Raw genomic sequence first — 23,150 nt, forward strand, 5'->3', positions numbered from 1 at the left:
CCCTCCCTACCGGTACCGGATCCAGCCCCGCCGCAGGGCGGCCTTCTCCGCCTCCACGGCCAGGAACACCACGGTGGAGAGGGCCAGCGTCACCCCGAGCTCCACGGGGGTGAGGGCCCGGGTCCGGAAGAGGCCCTGGAAGAAGGGCAGGTAGACCACGAGGAGCTGAAGGGCCGTGCTCCCGGCCACGGTGGCGGCGAGGAACCGGTTGGAGAAGGGCCCCCAGGAAAAGAAGGAGGCCCGGTCGGACCGGATGGCCAGGGCGTGACCGAACTGGGAGAGGCAGAGCACCGTGAAGACCATGGTCTGCCAGTGCCACCCCTGTCGGATCGCCAGGGCCTGGGTCGTCAGGCAGACGCCGCCCATGAGCAACCCCACCACCAGGAGGTGCTGCCAGAGGCCGCCGGCGAAGAGGCTCTCTCCCGGGGGCCGCGGCGGCCGCCGCATGACGTCGGGCTCCGCCCGTTCCAGGCCCAGGGCGAGGCCCGGCAGCCCGTCGGTGATGAGGTTGACCCACAGGATGTGGACGGGCAGGAGCGGCACCGGCAGCCCCAGGAACGGGGCGAGGAAAACGGTCCAGATCTCGCCGGCGTTGCTGGTGAGGGTGTACTTGAAGAACTTGCGGATGTTGTCGTAGATGCGGCGCCCCTCTTCCACCGCGCCCACGATGCTGGCGAAGTTGTCGTCGAGGAGGATCATGTCCGCCGCTTCCTTGGCGACGTCGGTGCCGACCTTCCCCATGGCCACACCGATCTCGGCCTGTTTGAGGGCGGGGGCGTCGTTCACGCCGTCCCCCGTCATGGCCACGGCCTCGCCCCGGCGCTGGAGGGCCGCCACGAGGCGGAGCTTCTCCTCCGGCGCCACGCGGGCATAGACCTGGACTTCCCCGGCCAGGGCCTCGAATTCCGCCTCGGACCGGGCCGCCAGCTCCGCGCCGGTCACCACGGCGTGCGTGGCCCCGCCCCGGACCAGGCCGATCCGGCGGGCGATGGAGAGGGCGGTGAGCGGATGGTCGCCGGTGATCATCACCGGCCGGATGCCGGCCTCGTGGCACCGGGCCACCGCGTCGGCCGCCTCGGGGCGGGGCGGATCCAGGGCGGCCGCCATCCCGAGGAATTCGAGCCCCTGCTCCACCACCCCGGGGGAGAGGTCGGCCGGCCGCTCCGCCCACCGCCGGCAGGCGAAGGCGAGGACGCGAAGCCCCTCGGCGGCCAGCGCCCGGTGGACACCGTCCGCCGCGGCCCGGTCGAGGCCCGGGCACATGGCCGCCACGGCCTCGAAGCCGCCCTTGGTGAGGGAGAGGAAACCGCCGCCGGGGACGGCGTGCACCGTGGTCATGGCCTGCCGTTGCGAATCGAAGGGGATCTCCCCGACCCGCGGGTGGAGGGCCTCGAGGTCGGCCTTCCGGCACCCGTGCACCGCCGCCCGTTCCACCAGGGCGGTCTCCGTGGGGTCGCCCGCGAGCCCCCCGGCCTCGTCCACGCCCACGTCGTTGGAGACGGCGAGGGCGAGACCGAGCCACCGCGCCGCCTCCGGCGTGTCCGGGCCGCAGAGGGGCCGGTCCGCCGGGATCTCGCGAAGGTCCGGGCCCACCAGGCGCTCCACGTGCATCCGGTTCTGGGTGAGCGTCCCGGTCTTGTCCGTGCAGATGGTGGTGACGGAGCCCAGGGTCTCCACCGCCGGCAGCCGCCGGATGAGCACGTGGCGCCGTACCATCTGCCGCGCCCCGAGGGCCAGGGAGATGGTGACCACCGCCGGGAGCGCCTCCGGGACCGCGGCCACGGCGAGGCTCACGGCGGTGAGGAACATGAGCACGGGCTCCTCGCCCCGCCACAGCCCCGCCGCGAAGACCACCGCGCAGATGACGAGGGCCGCCGCCGCCAGGTTCCGCCCCACCCGGACGAGCCGCTTCTGGAGCGGGGTTCGGAGTTCCTCCGCCCCCTCCAGGAGACGGGCGATGTGCCCCACCTGGGTCGCCATGCCCGTGGCCACCGCCACGCCGCGGCCGCGGCCGTGGGTGACCCGGGTCCCCTTGAAGGCCATGTTGACCCGGTCGCCCAGGGGGGTCCCGGCGGGAAGGACCACCTCCGCCGCCTTCTCCACCGGCTGGGACTCCCCGGTGAGGGGGGATTCGTCCACCTGGAGGGCGGCGGCCTCGACGAGCCGCAGGTCCGCCGGGACCACCTGGCCCGCCTCGAGCGCCACCAGGTCGCCCGGGACCAGGTCGGCGGCGGGGATGCGCCGGAGGACGCCCCCCCGGACCACCGTGGCCTCCGGGGCCGCCATGGCCCGAAGGGCCTCCATGGCGCGCTCGGCCCGGTACTCCTGGACGAACCCCACCACGGCGTTCAGGCAGACGATGACCAGGATGACCACGGTGTCCCGGGCCTCGCCGATGAGGCCGGAGACCACGGCGGCGACGAGGAGTAGCAGGATCATGGCGTCCCGGAACTGGTCGAGGGCCATTCGGACCAGGGACCGGCCCCGGGAGGCCCGGAGGCGGTTGGGGCCGTGGCGGGCCAGCCGCCGGGCGGCCTCCGCCTCGGCCAGGCCGCCCTCGGCGGCGCCGAGGCGCCGGAGGACCTCTTCCGGCGGCATCCCGTGGGCCGGCCGGGCCGGGTCGGTCTCGGGCACAGCTGTCATCCCGGTTTCTTCCATGAGCGAAGGCGCGCCACGGCACCGATGCGAAGGCAGGTGAGTGCCGTAGGCACTGCCATCCAGGCTATCACCTGGATCCGTAGACGTAAGAACAGATGATGGCGTCGCGGGCATCGCCAAGCGGAACGCTTGGCGGCGTTGTTTCCCATCGCATCGTCACTGCGGCGTACTTCGAGTACGCCTCGTTCCTCGCGATGGCCGCGCCTTGTGCTCGGCGATTCCCGCTGAGCCATCCGTGCCGTGCATCCGGCGATCTCTGCTCAACCATCCACTCAGAGGCCTTTTTACGAGGCCATCTTGTAATGGCTGGCACCGCCCTCCAGGCTACCATGCTTTCAGACCCTTGGCAGCCGCTCCTCCCGGCGGTAGGCTTCACGTTGAGCGGGGTCCCGGGTCCCCGCCGCCGTCCATGGAACGAACCGCCGCCGACAGCCATCCCGCCCCCCGCATCGCCGTTGTGGGCCCCGGGGCGGTGGGGTGTCTCCTCGCCGCCTCCCTCCACCGGGCCGGCTTCCAGGTGGCCCTCCTGGACCACCGGCCGGACCGGGCCGCCCGACTCGCCGCCGGCCTCCGGGTCGAGGATCCCGGGGGCGGCCGCTGGGAGGCCGCGCCGGCCGTCTCGGCCGACCCCGCCCGCCTCCGCCCGCGGGACTGGATCGTGATCGCGGTGAAGCAGCCGGACACCGAGCGGGCGGCGGAGGCCGCCCGCGCCCTCTCCGCCCCAGGCGCCCTGGTGATCTCGCTCCAGAACGGGCTGGGACACGAGGCGGTGCTCGCCCGGGCCTTCGCCCCGGAGCGGGTCGTCCTCGGCGTCACGGCCCAGGGGGCCACCCTCGTGGGGGAGGGACGGGTCCGGCACGCCGGCCGGGGCGAGACTCGGATCGGTCCCCTATCCCCGGAGGAGATGCCGGCGGCCGGCCTCGCCCCCCTGGCGGCGGCCTTCTCCCGGGCGGGCTGGCCCACCCGGGTGGAGGCCGACATCCGGCCCCTCGTCTGGCGGAAACTCCTCGTCAACGTGGGGATCAATGCCGTGACCGCCCTCACGGGCCTCCCCAACGGCGCCCTCCTCGACCACCCGGAGACCCGGCGCCTCCAGGAGCTGGCCGTGGAGGAGGCCCGGCGGGTGGCCGGGGCCCTTGGAGTGCCGCTCGGGCTCACGCCCGAAGCGGCGGCGGAGCTGGTCCAGGACGTCTGCCGGCGGACGGCCGCGAACCTCTCTTCCATGCTCCAGGACCGGCTCCGGGGCCGGGACACGGAGGTGGAGGCCATCAACGGCGCCGTGGTCCGCCTCGGGTGCGAGGCGGGGGTCCCCACCCCGGTGAACGAGGTCCTCTGCCACCTCGTGACGATCCAGAGCCGTCTCGGGCACCCGCCCCCGGGCCGGCCCGCTCCGCCCGCGTGAGGCCCGTCACCGTCCGGATCGAGCGGCTCGTCCCGGGGGGCCGCGGGCTGGCGCGGCTCCCGGACGGCCGGGTGTGCTTCGTGGAGGGGGTGTTGCCCGGGGAGCGGGTGGCGGTGCGGCCCCGCCGGGCGGTGGGAGACTGGACCCCGGCGGACCTCGTGGAGGTCCACGCGCCCTCTCCGGACCGCCGCCCCCCGCCCTGCCCCCATGCCCATGCCTGCGGCGGCTGCCCCCTCTCCCACGCGCGGGAGGCGGCCCAGCCCGGGCTGAAGGCCGAGATGATCTCCGACGCCCTCCGGCGTATCGGCGGGATCCCTCCGGACGCCCTCGCGGCCTTCCACCCCGCCCCGGAACCCCTCGGCTGGCGGCACCGGGTCCGCCTCCAGGTATCGGAGACCGGGGCGACGGGCTTCTTCCGCCGGGGCAGCCACCAGGTCCATCCCGTGGAGGCCTGCCGGCTGGCGATCCCCGCCGTCCAGGGGGCCCAGCGGCGTCTGTCCGCCCTCGCCGCCTGGCGCCGGCTGGCCCGGATCTGCCGGAGCGTCGAGATCGTGGGCGACCCGGCCGACCCATACGGCGCCCCTTGCCACCTGGTCCTCCGGGGCCGGGGGCGGGCCCGGCCCCGCCGGCGGGATCTGGAGGCGCTTTCGGCCGAGGGGGGCTTCCGCGGGGTGGTCTGGCTCCCCGGCGGCCCGGCCCCGGCCCTCTCGGCCGGGGCCCCGACCTGTTCCTGGCCCTACCGGGAGATCCCCGGCGTCCCGGCGCCCTTCGAGATCCTCGCCTCCCCCGCCTGCTTCACGCAGGTCAACTGGCCCATGAACCTCGTCCTCGTCCGCCGCCTGGTAAAGGTGATCCGCCGCGCCGGGGCCCGGACCGTCCTGGATCTCTACTCGGGCATCGGGAACTTCTCCCTGCCGCTGGCCACCGCCGGGCTCCGCGTCCAGGGCGTGGAGACGGACCCCGCCGCGGTGGCGGCCGCCCGGGAGGCCGCCCGGCGGCTCGGCCTCGACCCCCGCGCCGCCTTCCGGTGCGCCCGGGCGGAGGATGTCGCCCGGGAGCCCCTTGAACCGCCGCCGGACGTCCTCCTCCTCGACCCCCCGCGGCGCGGCGCGGGGGAGATCCTCCCGGCCCTGGCCCGGGGCCGCCCCCGCCTCGTGGCCTACGTCTCGTGCGACCCGGCCACCCTGGCCCGGGACCTGCGCCGGCTCCTCGCCGAAGGCTACGCCCTGGGCCGGGTGGAGGGGTTCGACCTCTTCCCCCAGACGGCCCACGCCGAGTGCCTGGCCATCCTCTACCGGGACGGCGCCGAGGACGCCCCAACCGCTTGACACCGGAAGCCCCGCCGTCTATCTTGTGCGTGTCCGGACCGATATACCCCTGGTGCGGACATCCACTGCTCGAAACTGAGACCTGAGGTCCCTCCCAGGCGATTTCTTTTTCCAACAGTCCTGATCGGTCCAGGACCCTCCCGCGGGGGGCACCTCTTCGCGACACGCAGTCTCCGCCGTTACCTATCGTGAACCATCGAACCCCCACCGGTCCTTCCGCCCGCCCGGAAGGCCGGCAAGACTGAACCCATCCCGGCGGCGGCCGCACGCCGCCGGGAGTCCATTCCACCCGCCAGCCGAATCCCCGCGCCGGCAAAGGGACGAACTCATGCCACGAAGACCCAAGGACCGAAACGCCAACCGAACGGAAAACAAGGGCCACAAGACCGCCTCCGGGGGCTCGAAGGAACCCAGCCCCGCGGCGCAGACACCGCTGAACCTGGCCGAGCTCAAGAAGAAGCAGGTTTCCGAGCTCTACCAGATCGCCAAGGACCTCGGTGTCGAATCCGCCAGCGGCCTCCGCAAGCAAGAACTCATCTTCTCCATCCTCCAGGCCCAGGCCCGCCAGAACGGGGCCGTCTACGGCGAGGGGGTCCTGGAGATCCTCCAGGACGGCTTCGGCTTTCTCCGCTCCCCCGACTACAACTACCTCCCCGGGCCCGACGACATCTACGTGAGCCCGTCCCAGGTCCGCCGCTTCAACCTGCGGACCGGCGACACCGTCTCCGGGGAGATCCGGCCCCCCAAGGAAGGCGAGCGCTACTTCGCCCTCCTCAAGGTCCACTCCATCAACTTCGAACCGCCCAGCGCGGCCTTCGACAAGATCCTCTTCGACAACCTCACCCCGCTCTATCCCAACGAGGCCTTCAAGCTCGAGACCGACCCGGACAACTACTCGGGCCGGATCATGGACCTGCTCACCCCCATCGGCAAGGGCCAGCGCGGGCTCATCGTGGCGCCCCCCCGGACGGGGAAGACCATGATGCTGCAGAGCATCGCCAACAGCATCGCCCGCAACCACCCGGAGGTGGTCCTCATCGTGCTCCTCATCGACGAGCGCCCCGAGGAAGTCACCGACATGCAGCGCTCGGTGAAGGCCGAGGTCGTCAGCTCCACCTTCGACGAGCCTCCCCAGCGCCACGTCCAGGTGAGCGAGATGGTCATCGAGAAGGCCAAGCGCCTCGTGGAGCACAAGCGCGACGTGGTGATCCTCCTCGACAGCATCACCCGCCTGGCCCGGGCCTACAACACCGTGGTGCCCCCCAGCGGGAAGATCCTCTCCGGCGGCGTGGATTCCAACGCCCTCCAGCGCCCCAAGCGGTTCTTCGGCGCGGCCCGTAACATCGAGGAGGGGGGCAGCCTCACCATCATCGCCACGGCCCTGGTGGACACCGGCAGCCGCATGGACGAGGTGATCTTCGAGGAGTTCAAGGGGACGGGCAACATGGAGATCTGCCTGGACCGGAAGCTGGTGGACAAGCGGATCTTCCCCGCCATCGACATCAACCGCTCCGGCACCCGGAAGGAAGACCTGCTCTTGCCGCCCGACGTCCTCGCCCGGGTCTGGATCCTTCGCAAGCTCCTCTCCCCGCTCAACCCGGTGGATTCCATGGAGTTCCTCCTGGACAAGATGGAAGCCACGGAGAACAACGCCGAGTTCCTGGCCTCCATGAACCGGTAGGCCGAGCGGGCGTGTCCGCTATTGACGCCGGCGCGCCGAAGTGATTTCTTGTCTCCGCACCCGGCGCATCCTTGCGACGCCACCAGGAGAGCACGACAAATGAAAAAGGACATCCATCCCCCCTATCACACCGCCAAGGTCCGCTGCGCCTGCGGCAACGAGTTCGAGGTGGGCTCCACCCTCGAGGAGATCCGGGTAGAGATCTGCTCCAACTGCCACCCCTTCTTCACCGGCAAGCAGAAGCTCGTGGACACCGCCGGCCGGGTCGAGAAGTTCCGCAAGAAGTACGGGCTCGACAAGAAGGACGCCTGAGAACGGCGGCGCCGGAACGGAGCGGCGGCGCTTCCCCCGGCGCCCGGCGCCCCGCCGGGCGGGCATGACCCGCGGGGGCCGATGTCCCCTTCCCCCGCTCCGCCGGCCCGACCCCCATGCACGACAAGCTCGAGGAACTGGAACGCAGATACGAGGCCCTCGAGGCCCGGATGGGCGACCCGGAGGTCTTGAAGGACCCCGCCGCCTACCGCCGCGTGGCCAAGGAACACGCGGATCTCCGGGAGGTGGTGGAGCAATACCGGATCCTCAAGGATATCGACCGCCAGGCCGAAGAAAACCGCTCCCTCCTCCACGACCCCGACCCCGAGATCCGGGACCTGGCCCGCGCCGAGCTCGACGACCTGGAACGCCGGCGGCAGGAGACGGAGGATCGCCTCAGGGTCCTCCTCCTCCCCAAGGACCCCAACGACGAGAAGAACATCCTGCTCGAGATCCGGGCGGGCACCGGTGGTGACGAGGCGGCCCTCTTCGCCGCCGATCTCTTCCGCATGTACAGCCGCTACGCCGAGCGCCGGGGCTGGAAGGTGGAGGTCCTGAGCTCCCACCCCACGGACATCGGGGGCTTCAAGGAGATCGTGGCCCTGGTGAGCGGCGACCGGGTCTACAGCCGCCTCAAGTACGAGAGCGGCACCCACCGGGTCCAGCGGGTCCCGGAGACCGAGGCCCAGGGGCGCATCCACACCTCCGCGGTCACCGTGGCGGTGCTCCCCGAGGCCGACGAGGTGGACGCCGAGATCGACCCCGCCGACCTCCGGATCGACGTCTACCGCGCCTCCGGCGCCGGCGGCCAGCACGTGAACAAGACCGAGTCGGCGGTCCGGATCACCCACCTCCCCACCGGCCTGGTGGTCCAGTGCCAGGACGAGCGCTCCCAGCACAAGAACCGGGCCAAGGCCATGAAGGTCCTCTCCGCCCGGCTCCTGGACCTCAAGCGCGCCCAGCAGGAGGCGGAGCTCTCCGAGGAACGGCGCAGCCTCGTGGGGACGGGCGACCGGAGCGGCCGCATCCGCACCTACAACTTCCCCCAGGGCCGGGTCACCGACCACCGCATCGGGCTCACCCTCTACCGCCTGGAGGCCGTCCTCCAGGGCGACCTCGACGAGCTCATCGAGGCCCTCGGCACCCACGACCGCGCCCAGGCCCTCGCCGCCGCCGGGGCATGACCACGGTCGGGGAGGCCCTCCGCACGGCGGCCGGGCGCCTCGCGGCGGCCGGCATCGAATCCCCCCGCCTCGAGGCGGAATTCCTGCTCGCCGCCGTCCTGGGCGAAGACGACCGCTTCCGCCTCCACGCCCGGCCGGAACGGCCCCTTTCTCCGGGCCAGTCGGCCTGCCTCGACGCCTGGGTGGCCCGCCGGGCCGCCCGGGAACCCCTGGCCTACATCCTCGGCCGCTGGGAATTCTGGTCGCGGGCCTTCGAGGTCACCCCGGCGACCCTGATCCCCCGCCCCGAGACCGAGCGCCTGGTGGAGGCGGCCCTCGCCCTCCGGGACAGGGGGGGATGGACCGCCCCCCGGGTCCTGGACCTCGGAACGGGCAGCGGCGTCATCGCCGTGACCCTGGCCGCGGAGTGGCCGGACGCCCGGGTGGTGGCCGTGGACGCGAGCCCGGAGGCCCTGGCGGTGGCCCGGAGAAACGCCCTGGCCCACGGCGTGGCCGGCCGGGTCCGGCTGGTCTGCTCGGACTGGGGTTCGGCCCTGGCGCCACGGGGGTGGGCCTTCGACCTCGTGGCCGCCAATCCCCCGTACGTGGCCGCCGGCGACATGGCCTGGCTCCCCCCGGAGGTCCGGGACCACGAACCCCGCCGGGCCCTCCACGGAGGGCCCGACGGCCTGGACGCCGTCCGGCGCATCCTGGCCGAAGCCCGCCGCCTGCTCCGGCCCGGGGGGCGCCTCCTGTGCGAGATCGGCTGGGACCAGGCGCCGGCGGCCGCCGGCCTGGCCCGGCGCCAAGGGTTGGACCGGGTGCGGGTGCACCGGGACCTGGCCGGGCGCGACCGGGTGCTGGCCGCCCGCCGGCCCTGAACCCGGAGCCTACATCTCCGGCGGCCCGCAGGCCCGTCCCTTCAGGCCGAAGAAGAACCGGAGCCCCTTTCGCACCTTCCCCGAGAAGATCTTCGAGGCGAGAACGTCCCCGGCCACCCGCTTGTTGATCTCGGCCAGCGTGGGATAGGGATGCACGGCGGCGGCCAGGGTGGCCAGCTTCACCTTTCCGTTGAAGAAGGCCGCCCATTCCCCGAGGAGGTCGCCGGCCCGGGGACCGAGGATCTGGAGCCCGATGGGCCGCTCCTTCTCGTCGAGGAGGAGCTTGATCCGTCCGTGCCGGCAGCCCTCCGCCAGGCTGCGGTCGTTGGCCTCGAAGTCCTCGCTCCACACGGAGTAGCGGATGCCGGCGGCCTGGGCCCGCTTCTCGTTGAGCCCGATGCTGGCCAGCTCCGGGTCGGTGTAGGTGCACCAGGGCATGTAGGTGTAATCCACCTTTCGGGGGAGGCGGAAGACGGCGTTGCTCACCACGATGCCGCCCTCGTAGCCGGCGGCGTGGGTGAACTGGTAGCCGCCGATGCAGTCGCCGGCGGCGAAGATGTGGGGGCGGGTGGTCCGGAGGCGCGGATCCACGTGGATACCCTTGGGACCGTAGCGGACGCCGGCGGCCTCGAGGTCGAGTCCCTCCACGTTGGGCCGCCGCCCGAGGGCCACCAGCACCGCGTCGGCGGCGAGCACCCGGGGGCCTTCCCCGTCGCCCGCGCGGACCACCACCTCCCGCCGGCCGCCGGCCTCGCGCACGGCCTCGACCTTGGCCCCGAGGAGGAAGCGCACCCCCTCGGCCGCCAATATCTCCCGGACCATGCCCGCGAGATCCGGGTCCTCCTTGCTGAGGATCTCGCCGCTTCGCTGGACCACGGTGACCCGGGTCCCGAGGCGCTGGAAGGCCTGGGCCATCTCCACGGCGATGGGGCCGCCGCCGAGGATCACCATGGCGCCAGGCAGCTCCGGGAGGTCGAAGAGCTCTCGGTTCGTGAGGTACGGGGTCCGGTCGAGGCCGGGGACGGGAGGTACCGCGGCCGAGGAACCCGTGGCCACCACCCAGCGGGCGGCGGTGTGCACCCGGCCGCCCACCTCCACGGCGTGGTCGTCCCGGAAACGGGGCGCGCCGAAGACCACCCGCACCCCGAGCCCGCAGAACCGCTCCACGGAGTCGTGGCGCTGGATGGCACCGATCACAGAGCGGATCCGCTCCGCCACCCGCCGGAAATCCACCGGGGACGACGCCACGGGGGGCAGCCCGAACTCCGCCGCCCGGCCCATGAGGTGCCGCACCTTGGCGGTGTGGATGAGGGTCTTGCTGGGGACGCAGCCGTAGTGGAGGCAGTCGCCGCCGAGGGCCGGCGCCTTCTCCACGAGGAGCGTCCGGGCCCCGAGCCGGGCGGCCCCGGCGGCCACGGTGAGCCCGGCGGCCCCGCCCCCGATGACACCGATGTCGAAGTCGAACCTGGTGGCCATGTGCGCACCTCCTTTCCCGCCCCGCGCCCCCTTAGCCGCCGCGCCGGGCCCGCCAGAAGGCCACCGCCCTCCGGGAGAGCAGCGGCAGGAGCCCCAAAAGGGCGAAGGACGCCAGGAGCCCCGGTGAGAGGATCCCGGCGGGGGAATCGATCCGGGCCAGTTCCCGCCCGGCGTTCACGTAGACGATGGTGGCGGGGAGCATGCCCACCTGCGAGACCCAGTAGTACGTCCAGACGGGCATCCGCGTCAGCCCCATCACCAGGTTGATCACGAAGAAGGGAAAGACCGGGACGAGGCGGAGGGTGAAGAGGTAGAAGGCCCCCTCGCGCTCGATGCCCTCGTTCACGGCGCGGAGCCGGTCTCCGTAGCGCTCCTGGACCCACTCCCCCAGGAGGAACCGGCTGGCCAGAAAGGCGAGGGTCGCCCCGATACTGCTCGCGAAGGAGACGATCACCGTCCCGACCGCCAGCCCGAAAACGGCCCCGCCCGCCAGGGTCATGACCGCGGCGCCGGGCAGGGAGAGGGCGGTGACCAGGACGTAGGTAAGGGCGTAGCCCCCGGCCACCAGGAGGGGGTGGGCCCGGCGGAGGGCGACCAGGCCGCCGTGGGCGGCCTTGAGGGCTTCCAGGGTGAGGTACCGGTGGAGGTCCAGGAGCCAGGCCGCCGCGATAAGCGCCGCGACCGCCGCGGCCACGATGACCCGCGCGGCCGTCCTCCGTGCCGCCATGCCGCCCCCTTCCCGGCCGCGGCGCCCGCCGCCGCGCGGTCAGCGTTCCACCCAGTAGTTGGGCGCTTCCTTGGTGATGATCACGTCGTGCACGTGGCTCTCCCGCAGCCCCGCCGGGGTGATGCGCACAAAGCGGGCCTTCTGGCGGAGTTCCTCGATGGTCCGGCAGCCGAGGTAGCCCATCCCCGAGCGAAGCCCGCCCACGAGCTGGTAGATCATGGCCGCCACCGGCCCCCGGTAGGGGACCCGTCCCTCGATGCCCTCCGGGACGAGCTTGGCCGCGGTGCCCACCTTGTCCTGGAAGTAGCGGTCGCGGCTCCCCTTCTTCATGGCCGCCAGCGATCCCATGCCCCGGTAGACCTTGTAGCTCCGGCCCTGGAAGAGCTCGAGCTCGCCGGGGCTCTCGTCGGTGCCCGCCAGCAGGCTGCCCGCCATGATGCAGTGGGCGCCGGCGCCGATGGCCTTGGTGACGTCGCCGGAGAACTTGATGCCGCCGTCGGCGATGAGGGTCCGGTCGTGGCGGTTCACCACCACGGCGCAGTCGTGGATGGCGGTGAGCTGCGGCACCCCGACGCCGGCCACCACGCGGGTGGTGCAGATGGAACCGGGCCCGACCCCCACCTTGATGACGTCGGCCCCGGCCTTCACCAGGGCCTCGGCCCCCTCGGCGGTGGCCACGTTGCCGGCCACCACCCGGGCGTTGGGGAAGGTCTTCTTGATGTCTTCCACGGCCTCGATCACGCCCTGGGAGTGCCCGTGGGCCGAGTCCACCACCAGGACGTCCACCCCGGCCTTGAGCAGGGCCTCCACGTGGGCGAGCCGTCCCTCGCCGACCCCCACGGCGGCCCCCACCCGGAGCCGGCCCAGGTCGTCCTTGCAGGCGTTGGGATACTTCTTGATCTTCTCGATGTCCTTGATGGTGATGAGCCCCTTCAGGTTCCCCTCGTCGTCCACCACGAGGAGCTTTTCGATGCGGTGCTCGTGGAGGAGGGCCTTGGACTCCTCCAGGGTGATGCCCACCGGGGCGGTCACGAGGTTCTCCCGGGTCATGACCTCTTCCACCGGGAGATCCCAGTTGGTTTCGAAACGGAGGTCCCGGTTGGTGACGATGCCGACGAGCTTGCCCTCCCGGACCACCGGGACCCCGGAGATCCGGTAGTCGCGCATGATCTTCTGGACCTGCCAGATCCGGGTCCCGGGCTCCACGGTGACCGGGGAGACGATCATGCCGCTCTCCGACTTCTTGACCCGCTCCACCTCGCGGACCTGTTCCTCCACGGTCATGTTCTTGTGGATGATGCCGATGCCTCCCTCCCGGGCCAGGCTGATGGCCATCTCCGCCTCGGTGACCGTGTCCATGGCCGCGCTCACGATGGGGATGTTGAGCCGGATGTCCGAGGTGAGCCGCGTGGAGACGTCCACCTCGGAGGGCAGTACCGCGGAGTGGGCGGGCACGAGGAGGAGATCGTCGAAGGTGTAGGCCTGGGGGATGGGATCGTTCAGCATGTTGCGGGCTCCTTGAAGGGCATGGTAACCGAAAGCCGTTGGGAAATCCAAGGATGATGGCGTCGTGGCATAAAAAGACCCCTGAGTGGAGGGCTCAGCAAAAATCGCCGAATGCACGGCGCGGGGATGGCGAAGCGAGAACCGCCGCGGACGAGGTGCGACCATCGCGAGGACCGGGGCGTACTTCGACACGCCGCAGGATGCGATGGGAAACAGCGCCGCCAAGCGTTCCGCTCGGCGATTCTCGCGACGCCATCAAGGATGCCGTCTTCGGCGGCCCCGGTCAAGGGCGGGGGAAAGGCCGCCGGCCACCCGCCCCGGGAACCGGGCTCATGGCATCGCCCCGGCCGTCCGAAAAAAAGAAATGGGGGTGGCCCCGCCGCCCGCCAGGAACCGCCATGCCGCCCAAGATCCTCATCGTCGAAGACAACCGGAAGCTGGCCGCGCTCTTCGCCGAGGCCCTCGCCGGCCGGTTCGAGACCGAGGTGGCCGGGACCCTCCGGGAGGGGGCCCGCCGCCTGGACCGGTGTGACGCCCTGCTCCTCGACCTCCAACTCCCGGACGGCGACGGCCTCTCCCTCATCCCCGAGGCGCGCCGGCGCCGCCCGGGGCTTCCCATCATCGTGGCCACGGCCTACGGGACGGTCCAGAAGGCGGTGGAGGCCTTGCGCCTCGGGGCCCAGGACTTCCTCGAAAAACCCGTGGACCTCACCGCCCTGGCCCGCCGCTTCGCCGACGCCCTCGCCCCGGGGCCCGGCGGCATCGTGGCCGAGTCGCCCGCCATGCGCCGCGCGATGGAGCTTGCCGGGCGCGTCGCCGGCACCGCCTTCCCGGTGCTCATCCTCGGGGAGACGGGGACGGGGAAGGAGGTGATCGCCCGCCACATCCACACCCGGAGCGGGCGGGCGCCGCTCGTCACCCTGAACTGCGCAAGCCTCCCCTCGGAGCTGGCCGAGTCGCTCCTCTTCGGCCACGTCCGCGGGGCCTTCACCGGGGCCGTGGAGGCCAAGGAGGGGCTCGTCGCGGCCGCCCGGGGCGGCACCCTCTTCCTGGACGAGATCGGGGACCTGCCCCTCCCGCTCCAGCCCAAGCTCCTCCGCTTCCTGGACGAGGGCACCTTCCTCCCCCTGGGGAGCACCGAGGCCCGCACCTCGGACGCCCGCGTCATCGCCGCCACCAACAAGGATCTCCGGCGCGAGGCCGCAGAGGGCCGCTTCCGGGAAGACCTCCTCTTCCGGCTCATGGCCTTCCCCCTGGAGCTCGAGCCCTTGAGGCGCCGCCCCGAGGACATCCTGCCCCTGGCCCGCCACCGCCTCGCCCATCTCCGCCAGAGCCTCGGCACCCCCGTGGAGCTGGCGGACGAGGCCGCGGACCTCCTCCGGACCTACACCTACCCGGGAAACGTCCGGGAGCTCTTCAACCTGCTGGACCGCGCCGCCCTCCTCTCCGGCGGCCGGATCCAGGCCGACGACCTCCTCCCCCTCATGGAGGCCCCGCCCGCCGCCCCGCCGGAGGCGGGGGAGGGGCTCCGGGCGGCGGGAGAGGCGGAGCGGGAACGACGGGAACGGGAGCTCATCCTCGAGGCCCTCCGGGCCTCGGGCGGCAACAAGGCCGCGGCGGCCCGGGCCCTCAAGGTGAGCTACAAGACGCTCCTCAACAAGATGAAGCGGCTCGGCCTCTCGGAGGCGCCCCCCGCCGGGACGGGCCCGAGGCGCACGACGGCGACCGATGGGTAGGCGCCTCCCCAGAAGTGGGTAAGACCTTACCCACCCGGCCCGCCCCCTCGGCATGGGATTCCCCACGGCACGGGGCCGTTCCGGGCTCGAGGTATACTGGCATGAAAATGGCATTTCCAGTAGACGGCCGGCCGGCCGCGGACGGGCCGGGCCGAGACGGAGAACCCATGAGACACCGCACCTGCAGACACCACGGAGCGGGCCCCCACCGGGCCGAGGGCTTCACCCTGGTGGAAGTGTTGATGGTCTGTGCCGTCATCGCCATCATGGCGGGCATGGCGGCCCTGTACCTCAACTCCGAGGGCCTGCGCCTCCGGAAGGCCGCCTTCAACCTCCGGGCCGACGTCGTCCGGGCCAAGTCCGAGGCGGTGAAGCGCAACCGGCGCATCGAGATCCGCTTCGGCGCCGGCAACTACACGGTGGAACTCGCCTCCAACGGCACCGATCTCTGGGTCACGCCGTTTCCGCCGGAGCGGATGACCGCCACCGCGGGGTACCCCGGCACGCCGCCCACGCTGAGCATCTCCCCGCGGGGGACCACCACCAGCGGCAACGTCACCCTGCAAAACGGCACCACCCGGTTCATCCTCCGCACCAACAACGCCGGCAAGGTCTGGCTGGTGGGACCGGAGAAGACATGATGAACGCCCGCGCACGACACCTCTCCATGCTCGCCCCCCGGGGTTTCACCCTGGTGGAGATGATGGTCACTCTGGTCCTGCTCTCCCTGGTGGTGGCCACCATCTACGCCTCCTTCGGCAGCCAGCTCAAGAACGAGTCCCGCGAGGAGCAGGTGGCCGACATGCAGATGAACGCCCGGGCGGCCATGGACCGCCTGGCCTGGATCTTCCGCCACGCGGGCTTCGGATGCCGGGAGTCCTTCAAGACCTACAACGCCACCCTCACCGACGACAACGGGACCAGCTTCTCCCGGGTCTTCACCATCGTGGACCGCACCCCGGACACCGCCGCCAACTCCTCCGACGAGGTGACGGTGGTCCTCGGCTTCAAGAAGGTGGGGGAGGTGGACGGGCTCCACGAAAACACCAAGACCATCAAGCTGAAGAACGTCGGCACCCCCACCATCACCACCGCGGCCATGAAGGACTTCAAGAGCTACCTCGCCTTCCATCCCTACCCGGACAACGCCTTCTTCCGGGTGACCGGGATCTCCGCCCCGAGCTACACCCTGGACAAGACCGTGGACACCCTCCTCGACGAAACGGACGTCTACATGGTGGCGCCGATCCGGATCCACGTGGACGCAAACCGCACGCTCCTCCTCGAGAACTACGCCTACACCACCGCGTCCGACTGGGAGGTGGCCGACGGCATCGAGAAGCTCCAGTTCCAGTACACCACCGACGACAACGGCACCACCTGGTCCGACGATCCCGCCGACCCGGGGGCCATCAAGGCGGTCCGGGTCTGGCTGCTCGCCCGGGCCGAGCACCCCGACCGGAACTACACCAACACCAAGACCTACACCATGGCCGGGGTCACCTTCGGTCCCTACAACGACGGCTACCACCGGCTGCTCATGACCACCACCGTGTGGCTGCGGAACATGAACGAGTGAGGCCCCGCCGATGACGCAGAGAAGAGACGCGCGCACGATTCCCGGGCATCCCGCCGGACGGCCCCCGACCGACGAGGCGGGCTTCACCCTCATCGAGACCATCATCGCCATCCTGATCCTGACCGTCGGGATCCTCGGCTGGATGGCCTTCCAGGGGAGCACCATCCGGCAGCGGACCTTCAGCCGGGAGCTCACCCGCGGCCTCCAGGTGGCCCAGGGCCGGCTGGACGAGCGGGCCGCGGTGGTCTCGGGGTGGGACACCTCGAAGATCGGCTCGGCGGCTTGCAACGGCACCGCCACCGACACCGTGGGCGCCGCCGCCTACAGCACCCGCTGGACCAGCGACGGCGACACGCCCATGGGGGCGGCGAAGACCTTCTGGAAGGTCCAGGTGGAGACCACCTGGCGCGACGCGGCCGGGCTCACCCACCGGGTCACCCTGGACCGGCTGGTGGAAGGAAAATGACCATGACCGACGAACGGCCTCTCCGCGAAGACGCGCGCCCCGGTGAATCGGGCATCGCCCTGGTCATCAGCCTGGTGGTGCTGGCCGCCCTCATGGTGGTGGCCATCGGGCTGAGCCAGATGGTCTCCATCGACATCGGGATCTCCGGCAACATCTACCAGTACGCCCAGGCCCTCAACCGCGCGGAGAGCGGGCTCGGCATGGCCGAGGAGGGGGTCGCCTACTCCATCGACAACATGGGGGCCGAGGGTGACGGCAACGGCACCGTCACGGTGCCCATGACCCTGGGCGGCACCGCCTACACCCTGGGCATGAAGGTGGTCCCGGGGACCTCGCTCTACGGTGACGGCGGAAACGTCACCATCTCCTCCGCCGACGGCTCCGCCCGGGCCGTGGTGGACTTTCTCAACGTGGACTGGGCCCAGGGGGCCTCCATCCAGATGGCCGCGGGCTACGAGGGCGTGGGGAAAAGCGCCGCGGCCGGCGGGGCCAACCGCTGGTACGCCATCGAGAGCACCGGGGTGAACGCCCGGGGAAGCGGCGGCCGCGCCGTGGTGGAGGAGGTCTACCGCTACGTGCTCGGAAGCGGCGGCTTCTAGCGGACCCGGCGGCGGAGGGCGCAAGCGGCGCCCGTGCCGGAAACGCGACGACATGACCAAATCGACCACCCGAACCGCAGTCTCAAGGGGGGACACACCATGAAGGGCCTCATCCGACACATCCTCGCCACCACGCTCGCGCTGCTCGCGGCGGCTGTTCTTCCCGGCGCCGCCGCCCTCGCCGGCGACACCTGCGCCGACAACACCGCCATACCGCCCTTCCTCTCCGGCGGCGTGCCGCCGAACCTCCTCCTGGTGATCGACAACTCCGCCAGCATGTACGACCTCGCCTACGTGGACGAGGCCGACCCCGGCGCCTGCTACGACGGTATCGACCTCGCCACCGGGCAGGAAAGCTACAACGCCACCCGGAGCTACGCCGGCTACTTCGACCGGGTGGACGACGCCGGCAACACCCAGTGGTACGCCTACAACGCCACGTCCCAGCAGTTCGAGCGAAAGACCGCCGCCGAGGCGGACGCCCTCTGCACCACCGCCGTGGGCACCCGCTACGACAAGGCGGGCACCCTCTGCCTCAAGATCAACGAGACGCTCACACCCCACAAGATGACCGCCTTCGCCGCCACCGGGAACTTCCTCAACTGGGCGGCGGCCTCGAAACTCGACGTGGAAAAGCGGATCCTGACGGGCGGAAAATACGACGCCGCCAACCACCAGCTGGTCATGGAATCCCGCGGGTGCCTCGAGCGGCGCATGATCAAGCAGGTGGCGGTCACCCAGGGGGTCACCACCTATTACCTCGCCCTGGGCGTCCGGCCGCCGAGGGAGCCCTATCCCCTCTGGAAGGCCGGGACCGCCTACACCGCCGGCGACATCGTGAAAAGCGTCGGCTCGCTCTACAAGGCGACGACCAGCGGGACATCCGCCTCCAACGCCACGAGCGCCCTGGACGACACCGGCGTCACCTGGACCGAGTACACCCTGGGCCGCTGGGCCGATAACGTCGCCTACCCGGCCGGCACCCTGGTGAGCGACATCGGCTCCTCCGGCACCTACGACCTCTACCACATGTACTACACCCCCACCGGGGGCACCTCCCACGGCACCAACCCGGAGGACGACACCGGGGTCGACTGGATCCTCTACACCGAGACCCAGATCGAGGTCTTCCAGCCCAAGACCAACGGCTTCGACACCTCGGCCTGCGACGAGGCCATCGACCTCCTCGAGGCGGGCGGCAGCCAGGGCCAGATCAAGAGCGACATCGACGCCTGCATGGCCTACGACAACGCCACCAGCACCTACGCCACCCTGAGCGGCTACATGAACGCCCCCTTCAACCACTCGGTGCAAAACTGCTGGTACCTGGCGAAGCACGGCGTCTGGCCGCCGGGGGCGGGCTCGGTGACCGCCGCCCAGAACGACTGCGAGAAACTCTACGCCCTCATCGACCCCTGGGACATCACCCCGGACTACCCGGGCTACGTCTGCTTCGGCATCTACCAGGACGTCAACGGCACCGTCACCCAGTACGGCTACGTGGGCCGGTGTTGGAACGCCGTCTCCTCCAACGCCACCCTGACCTGCACCAAGTACCACCCCAAGCACCCCGGCGACCCGGCCTACTGCCAAAAGTGGGAGGTCACGGGCTCCACGTCGAGCGGGACGTGGATCCCCGACTCGGACAACTGCGTGGACCAGGCCCTCCGTGACTTCTGCGGGGCCATGGAGATCCCCGACGTGGTGGATCCCACGGACCAGGCCGGTTCCACGGGCGAGTTCTGGAACCTCCCCGCCATGCTCACCGACTACGGCGTAACCGCCCAGCTGAGTTCGCCCATCGCCGTGATGCGGGGCCGGATCGCCCAGCCCTCGCCGCCCACCACCGGGGTGATCCGCGAGTTCTCCCGGGCCATCCGGATCGGCGTCATGGCCTTCAACGACGAGGGCTCGGACACCGAGTGCAACGCCTCCGACCCCTACATCCTCTACGACTGCACCAACCCCAAGAACCAGGACGGCGCCGAGGTGCTGGCCTACATCGACATGGACACCGGCAACGCCACCACCCACACCGCCGCCCTGGTCCAGGCCATCAACGACATCAAGGCCACCACGTGGACACCCTTGGCCGAGGCCCTCTACAACGCCCTGGGCTACTACGGCCAGAACGCCACGCGGCGCCTGAACTCCGGCTTCGGGGTGGAGGACTTCCTGGTGGACGCGAGCCACCCGGACCCGGTGCTGGCCTACTGCCAGAGCAACAACATCCTCCTCATCACCGACGGGGCCTCCACCGCCGACCAGGCGGCGGCGATGCGGGCCTTCGCGGCGCTGGCCGGGCACAACGACGGCGACGCCGACCCGGCCGCGTGCGGGAGCCTCGACGGGAGCTCCCTCCTCGACGACCTCGCCTGGTTCGGGAAACACGGCGACCCCCTGGACCTCTACGCCAACCCCTGGTACACGGATGAGAGCGGCAACCCGGTGACCAAGAAGAACATCTCCACCTACATCGTGGTGGCCGGCTCGCAGCGGAGCGACAACAGCACCGGCGAGTGCAACCCCCTGGTCCAGCTCACCGCCGCCGCCGCCAACGGCGGGACGACCCTCTACCAGGCCACCGACGTCTCGGCCCTGGAGACCCAGCTCCGGAACGTCTTCACCGACATCGCCGCCCGGGCCGCCTCGGGTACCGCGGCGTCGGTGATCTCGGCCTCGCGCGGCGGCGAGGGCGCCGTCTTCCAGGCCATGTTCTGGACCCGGAAGCTCGACAACCAGTCGCCCCGGAACGAGGTCCGGTGGGTGGGCGACGTCCACTCCCTCTTCCTGGGCGCCACCGGCGGGATCTTCGAGGACACCAACGGCGACGACGCCCTCGACCCCGCCGCCGACCGGCAGGTCACCCTCTACTTCGACTCCGCCCTCCAGCGGGCCCGGGCCTGCTACGGCGGGCTGAACGCCACCGCCGGCACCTGCACCAACGCCACCGAGATCGAGAACGTCCACTTCCTGTGGTCCGCGGCCGACTGGCTGGCCGGCATCTCCGACGCGGACATCACCGCGAACCGGGCGACCTACCTCTCCGGGACGCCCAAGCGCTACATCTTCACCTGGGAGGACCTCAACGCCGACGGCGTGGTGGACTCCGGAGAGGTGCTCCCCTTCGACCAGAATCTCCCCGCGGCCTTCGGCGTGAGCGCGAGCCGCGGTCCCATCTCCCAGGACTTCGGCGTCAAGACCAACGCCGAGGCCATCGACATCATCAACTGGATCCGGGGAGCCAACGTAACGGGCTTCCGCAACCGGACCCTGGTGGAGGGCGGTGCTCCCAAGGTGTACCGGCTGGGCGACGTGGTCCACTCCACGCCCATGGTGGTGGCCGCCCCCGCCGAGAGCTACGCCCTCCTCTACGACGACCTCTCCTACGCCCGGTTCTACCGGCACTACAAGAACCGGCGGCAGATGGTCTACTTCGGCGCCAACGACGGGATGCTCCACGCCGTCAACGGCGGCTTCTTCGACCCGACGACTCGGAAGTTCTGCCGCGACGCCAACTGCAGCGGCGCCGCCGGAGCCCCGGAGCTCGGCCAGGAGATGTGGGCCTACGTCCCCTACAACCTCCTGCCCTACCTGAAGTGCCTCACCGACCCGGACTACCAGCACCGGTACTTCGTGGATCTGCGCCCGCGGATCTTCGACGCCAAGATCTTCCCCGACGACGCCGACCACCCCGGCGGCTGGGGCACCCTCCTGGTGGGCGGGATGCGCCTCGGGGGCGGCACACTGAAGGCCGCCGACCTGGACCTCGCCGTGGACGGCTCCCTGGACTACGCGAGCGACGACCGGACCTTCGTCTCGGCCTACTTCATCCTCGACATCACCAACCCGGAGAAGCCCCCGACGCTGCTGGCCGAGATGACAGACACCACCACGGGGAGCGAAGCCCCCATGGGCTTCACCACGGCCATCCCCACCGTGGTGCCCATGCGCCAGGACACCAACACCACGGAGTGGACCCTCGTCCTCGGAAGCGGCCCCACCAACATGTACGGCGAGAGCACCCAGAAGGGCCGGGTCTGCACCTTCCCGCTGAACGGCCTGGCGGGCACGCCGCGCGCCTTCCGGCTGCCCGCGGCCCCGCCCTCCTTCGCCAACGAGGCCGGCTGCTTCGAGCTGGACGACAAGAGCTTCGTCTCGGACCTCATCACCGTGGACTTCGACCTCCGCCACGACCCGCTCTACAAGGCCGACGCGGTCTACTTCGGCACGGTGATCGGCGACTCGGCCCCGGGCCAGGGCGGAAAGCTCTACCGGCTCATCACCCGGCGGCTCGCCGCCGACGGGACCCAGGAACTCACGCACCCCCACGAGTGGGCCGGGCTCCGCAGCCCGAACCCGGCGGTCCTGATCGACGCCGGCCGGCCCATCACCGCTGCCCCGGCGGTGGGGACCGACGGCCAGAACTACTGGATCTACGTGGGAACGGGGCGCTACTTCGACGCCCTGGTGGACAAGAACGACAACACCACCCAGTACGAGTTCGGGATCATGGAGCCGACGAACGCCACCACCGGGCGCCTCACCTGGGAGCAGGTGGAATTCGGCCCGGCCGGTTTCCTCCCGCAGCCCAGGGGCAGCCGCGGCCTCCAGCGGGTGGACCAGATCCAGGTGGCGCTGGCCACCTCGCCGGCGCTGGCGAGCCTCTGCTGCAGCGCCTCGGAGAACTTCCTGGACGCGGCCAACGCCAGCATCTGCTCGGCCAACGACACGAGCTGCCTCCCCGACCGGGTCGCACCGCTGGCAGGAAAGGTGAACAACTTCGGCGAGCTCAAGGACTACATCCTGAGCTACCGGGACGGCTGGTACCGGGAGATGACCATCCCCCGCGAGCGCAACCTCGGCCAGGCGGCGCTCCTCGGCGGGCTGCTGCTCTACACCACCTACCAGCCCATCGACAACGTCTGCCTCCCCGAGGGCTACAGCTACCTCTACGCCCTCTACTACCAGACGGGGACGGCCTGGTTCAAGAACATCTTCGCGGACCTGCAGGGCGCGACCCACGGCGCCTCGAGCCGCAACCTCGGCCGGGGCATGGCCCTCACCCCGAGCCTCCACACCGGGAAATCCGAGGGCTCGAAGGCCTTCGTCCAGACCAGTACCGGCGCCATCCTCGAGATCGAGACCCCCGAACTGCCGCTCAAGAACGTCCACAGCGGCCGGGTGAACTGGCGCGAGATGACGGACGAGTAAGCAGGCGGCGCGCGCCACGCGCCGATCCCCGCGCCCCCGCCCCCGGCGACCCCGGCGGTGGGGGCGCTCCCTTTCCGCACCGCGCCGGATTCAAGCCCTTGACCTCCGCCGCCGATCAGTCCACAACAGGAAGGGAGATGGCCCGTTCGTGCATGACCATTTTTGGGCACCATGGTGACAAAATTCGACACCCCGCTCTCTCCCGGCGCTCCCATCCCGGAGCGGGCGGGAGGGGCCATGCCGGCATCCCCGCCGCCGGCGGCCGCCTGCCGGGCCCCCCGGCGCCCGGGAGGCCTCCAGCATCTTGGCACACTTTTCGCAGACCTATGGGGCCGAAGCCACTCGGAGAGCACAACCCGGCCCAGGGGAGGTGAGACGCAGACACGGCGGCCGGTCGAGAGTTTCGGTTCCATGGGAACCCA

16 protein-coding genes are annotated in these 23,150 nt (G+C 71.1%); 12 read left to right on the forward strand and 4 right to left on the reverse strand.

The window, feature by feature from the left end:
- Window positions 1–6 precede the first annotated feature (6 nt).
- Entirely contained in the window at window positions 7–2,643 is a 2,637-nt protein-coding gene (locus tag HCU62_RS06675; protein WP_163297528.1) for a cation-translocating P-type ATPase, read from the reverse strand.
- Between the two features lie 424 nt (window positions 2,644–3,067).
- Between HCU62_RS06675 and HCU62_RS06680 the strand changes: the two genes are divergently transcribed.
- The 6 genes from HCU62_RS06680 (at window position 3,068) to prmC (ending at window position 9,425) form a co-directional block, all read left to right on the forward strand.
- Window positions 3,068–4,060 (forward strand): ketopantoate reductase family protein, encoded by a 993-nt coding sequence (locus tag HCU62_RS06680; RefSeq protein WP_163297527.1) that lies wholly within the window; start codon window positions 3,068–3,070, stop codon window positions 4,058–4,060.
- Complete coding sequence (locus tag HCU62_RS06685; RefSeq protein ID WP_169755515.1) at window positions 4,057–5,388, forward strand: TRAM domain-containing protein; 1,332 nt, start codon at window positions 4,057–4,059, stop codon at window positions 5,386–5,388. The genes HCU62_RS06680 and HCU62_RS06685 overlap by 4 nt, the downstream gene beginning before the upstream one ends.
- A 433-nt stretch (window positions 5,389–5,821) precedes the next feature.
- Entirely contained in the window at window positions 5,822–7,069 is a 1,248-nt protein-coding gene (rho, locus tag HCU62_RS06690) for a transcription termination factor Rho (RefSeq protein WP_163298962.1), read from the forward strand.
- A gap of 99 nt (window positions 7,070–7,168) precedes the next feature.
- Window positions 7,169–7,381: a 50S ribosomal protein L31 gene (rpmE, locus tag HCU62_RS06695; protein WP_163298955.1), complete on the forward strand. Its 213-nt coding sequence runs from the start codon at window positions 7,169–7,171 to the stop codon at window positions 7,379–7,381.
- Between the two features lie 116 nt (window positions 7,382–7,497).
- Window positions 7,498–8,565, forward strand: coding sequence for a peptide chain release factor 1 (gene prfA, locus HCU62_RS06700; protein ID WP_163298956.1), 1,068 nt, complete (start codon window positions 7,498–7,500; stop codon window positions 8,563–8,565).
- Window positions 8,562–9,425 (forward strand): peptide chain release factor N(5)-glutamine methyltransferase, encoded by an 864-nt coding sequence (prmC, locus tag HCU62_RS06705; protein ID WP_163298957.1) that lies wholly within the window; start codon window positions 8,562–8,564, stop codon window positions 9,423–9,425. The genes prfA and prmC overlap by 4 nt, the downstream gene beginning before the upstream one ends.
- Window positions 9,426–9,434: 9 nt before the next feature.
- On the opposite strand, the gene HCU62_RS06710 is transcribed toward prmC, so the two are convergent.
- Genes HCU62_RS06710 through guaB form a run of 3 tightly spaced genes read right to left on the reverse strand, consistent with a single transcriptional unit; the run spans window position 9,435 to window position 13,134 of the window.
- On the reverse strand, window positions 9,435–10,901 hold the full coding sequence (locus tag HCU62_RS06710; protein ID WP_163298958.1) for a dihydrolipoyl dehydrogenase family protein: 1,467 nt from the start codon (window positions 10,899–10,901) through the stop codon (window positions 9,435–9,437).
- Between the two features lie 31 nt (window positions 10,902–10,932).
- A complete protein-coding gene (locus HCU62_RS06715; RefSeq protein WP_163298959.1) occupies window positions 10,933–11,628 on the reverse strand; it encodes a TVP38/TMEM64 family protein in 696 nt (231 codons plus the stop codon).
- 39 nt (window positions 11,629–11,667) lie between these two features.
- A complete protein-coding gene (gene guaB / locus HCU62_RS06720; RefSeq protein WP_163298960.1) occupies window positions 11,668–13,134 on the reverse strand; it encodes an IMP dehydrogenase in 1,467 nt (488 codons plus the stop codon).
- A gap of 398 nt (window positions 13,135–13,532) precedes the next feature.
- On the opposite strand from guaB, the gene HCU62_RS06725 reads away from it, so the two are divergent.
- The 6 genes from HCU62_RS06725 to HCU62_RS06750 all read left to right on the forward strand — a co-directional run bounded on the left by HCU62_RS06725 (window position 13,533) and on the right by HCU62_RS06750 (window position 22,728).
- On the forward strand, window positions 13,533–14,870 hold the full coding sequence (locus HCU62_RS06725) for a sigma-54-dependent transcriptional regulator (RefSeq protein WP_163298961.1): 1,338 nt from the start codon (window positions 13,533–13,535) through the stop codon (window positions 14,868–14,870).
- Between the two features lie 167 nt (window positions 14,871–15,037).
- Window positions 15,038–15,511, forward strand: a complete 474-nt coding sequence (locus HCU62_RS06730) for a GspH/FimT family pseudopilin (protein ID WP_163298860.1) — start codon at window positions 15,038–15,040, stop codon at window positions 15,509–15,511.
- On the forward strand, window positions 15,508–16,449 hold the full coding sequence (locus tag HCU62_RS12600; RefSeq protein ID WP_163298851.1) for a PilW family protein: 942 nt from the start codon (window positions 15,508–15,510) through the stop codon (window positions 16,447–16,449). The genes HCU62_RS06730 and HCU62_RS12600 overlap by 4 nt, the downstream gene beginning before the upstream one ends.
- Before the next feature lie 10 nt (window positions 16,450–16,459).
- Window positions 16,460–16,915, forward strand: coding sequence for a prepilin-type N-terminal cleavage/methylation domain-containing protein (locus HCU62_RS06740; protein ID WP_163298852.1), 456 nt, complete (start codon window positions 16,460–16,462; stop codon window positions 16,913–16,915).
- Between the two features lie 2 nt (window positions 16,916–16,917).
- A complete protein-coding gene (locus tag HCU62_RS06745) occupies window positions 16,918–17,514 on the forward strand; it encodes a pilus assembly PilX family protein (protein ID WP_163298853.1) in 597 nt (198 codons plus the stop codon).
- Between the two features lie 99 nt (window positions 17,515–17,613).
- Complete coding sequence (locus tag HCU62_RS06750; RefSeq protein ID WP_163298854.1) at window positions 17,614–22,728, forward strand: PilC/PilY family type IV pilus protein; 5,115 nt, start codon at window positions 17,614–17,616, stop codon at window positions 22,726–22,728.
- The last annotated feature ends 422 nt before the right edge of the window (window positions 22,729–23,150 follow it).

It is taken from the genome of Dissulfurirhabdus thermomarina (genome assembly GCF_012979235.1).
GTDB classification, from domain to species: Bacteria; Desulfobacterota; Dissulfuribacteria; order Dissulfuribacterales; family Dissulfurirhabdaceae; genus Dissulfurirhabdus; species Dissulfurirhabdus thermomarina.

Bases quoted from the DNA above. Each gene is read 5' to 3' on its own strand.
- HCU62_RS06675 (WP_163297528.1), bottom strand. From the start codon at position 2,643: ATGACAGCTGTGCCCGAGACCGACCCGGCCCGGCCGGCCCACGGGATG.
- HCU62_RS06680 (WP_163297527.1), top strand. From the start codon at position 3,068: ATGGAACGAACCGCCGCCGACAGCCATCCCGCCCCCCGCATCGCCGTT.
- rpmE (WP_163298955.1), top strand. From the start codon at position 7,169: ATGAAAAAGGACATCCATCCCCCCTATCACACCGCCAAGGTCCGCTGC.
- prfA (WP_163298956.1), top strand. From the start codon at position 7,498: ATGCACGACAAGCTCGAGGAACTGGAACGCAGATACGAGGCCCTCGAG.
- prmC (WP_163298957.1), top strand. From the start codon at position 8,562: ATGACCACGGTCGGGGAGGCCCTCCGCACGGCGGCCGGGCGCCTCGCG.
- HCU62_RS06710 (WP_163298958.1), bottom strand. From the start codon at position 10,901: ATGGCCACCAGGTTCGACTTCGACATCGGTGTCATCGGGGGCGGGGCC.
- HCU62_RS06715 (WP_163298959.1), bottom strand. From the start codon at position 11,628: ATGGCGGCACGGAGGACGGCCGCGCGGGTCATCGTGGCCGCGGCGGTC.
- guaB (WP_163298960.1), bottom strand. From the start codon at position 13,134: ATGCTGAACGATCCCATCCCCCAGGCCTACACCTTCGACGATCTCCTC.
- HCU62_RS06725 (WP_163298961.1), top strand. From the start codon at position 13,533: ATGCCGCCCAAGATCCTCATCGTCGAAGACAACCGGAAGCTGGCCGCG.
- HCU62_RS06730 (WP_163298860.1), top strand. From the start codon at position 15,038: ATGAGACACCGCACCTGCAGACACCACGGAGCGGGCCCCCACCGGGCC.
- HCU62_RS12600 (WP_163298851.1), top strand. From the start codon at position 15,508: ATGATGAACGCCCGCGCACGACACCTCTCCATGCTCGCCCCCCGGGGT.
- HCU62_RS06740 (WP_163298852.1), top strand. From the start codon at position 16,460: ATGACGCAGAGAAGAGACGCGCGCACGATTCCCGGGCATCCCGCCGGA.
- HCU62_RS06745 (WP_163298853.1), top strand. From the start codon at position 16,918: ATGACCGACGAACGGCCTCTCCGCGAAGACGCGCGCCCCGGTGAATCG.
- HCU62_RS06750 (WP_163298854.1), top strand. From the start codon at position 17,614: ATGAAGGGCCTCATCCGACACATCCTCGCCACCACGCTCGCGCTGCTC.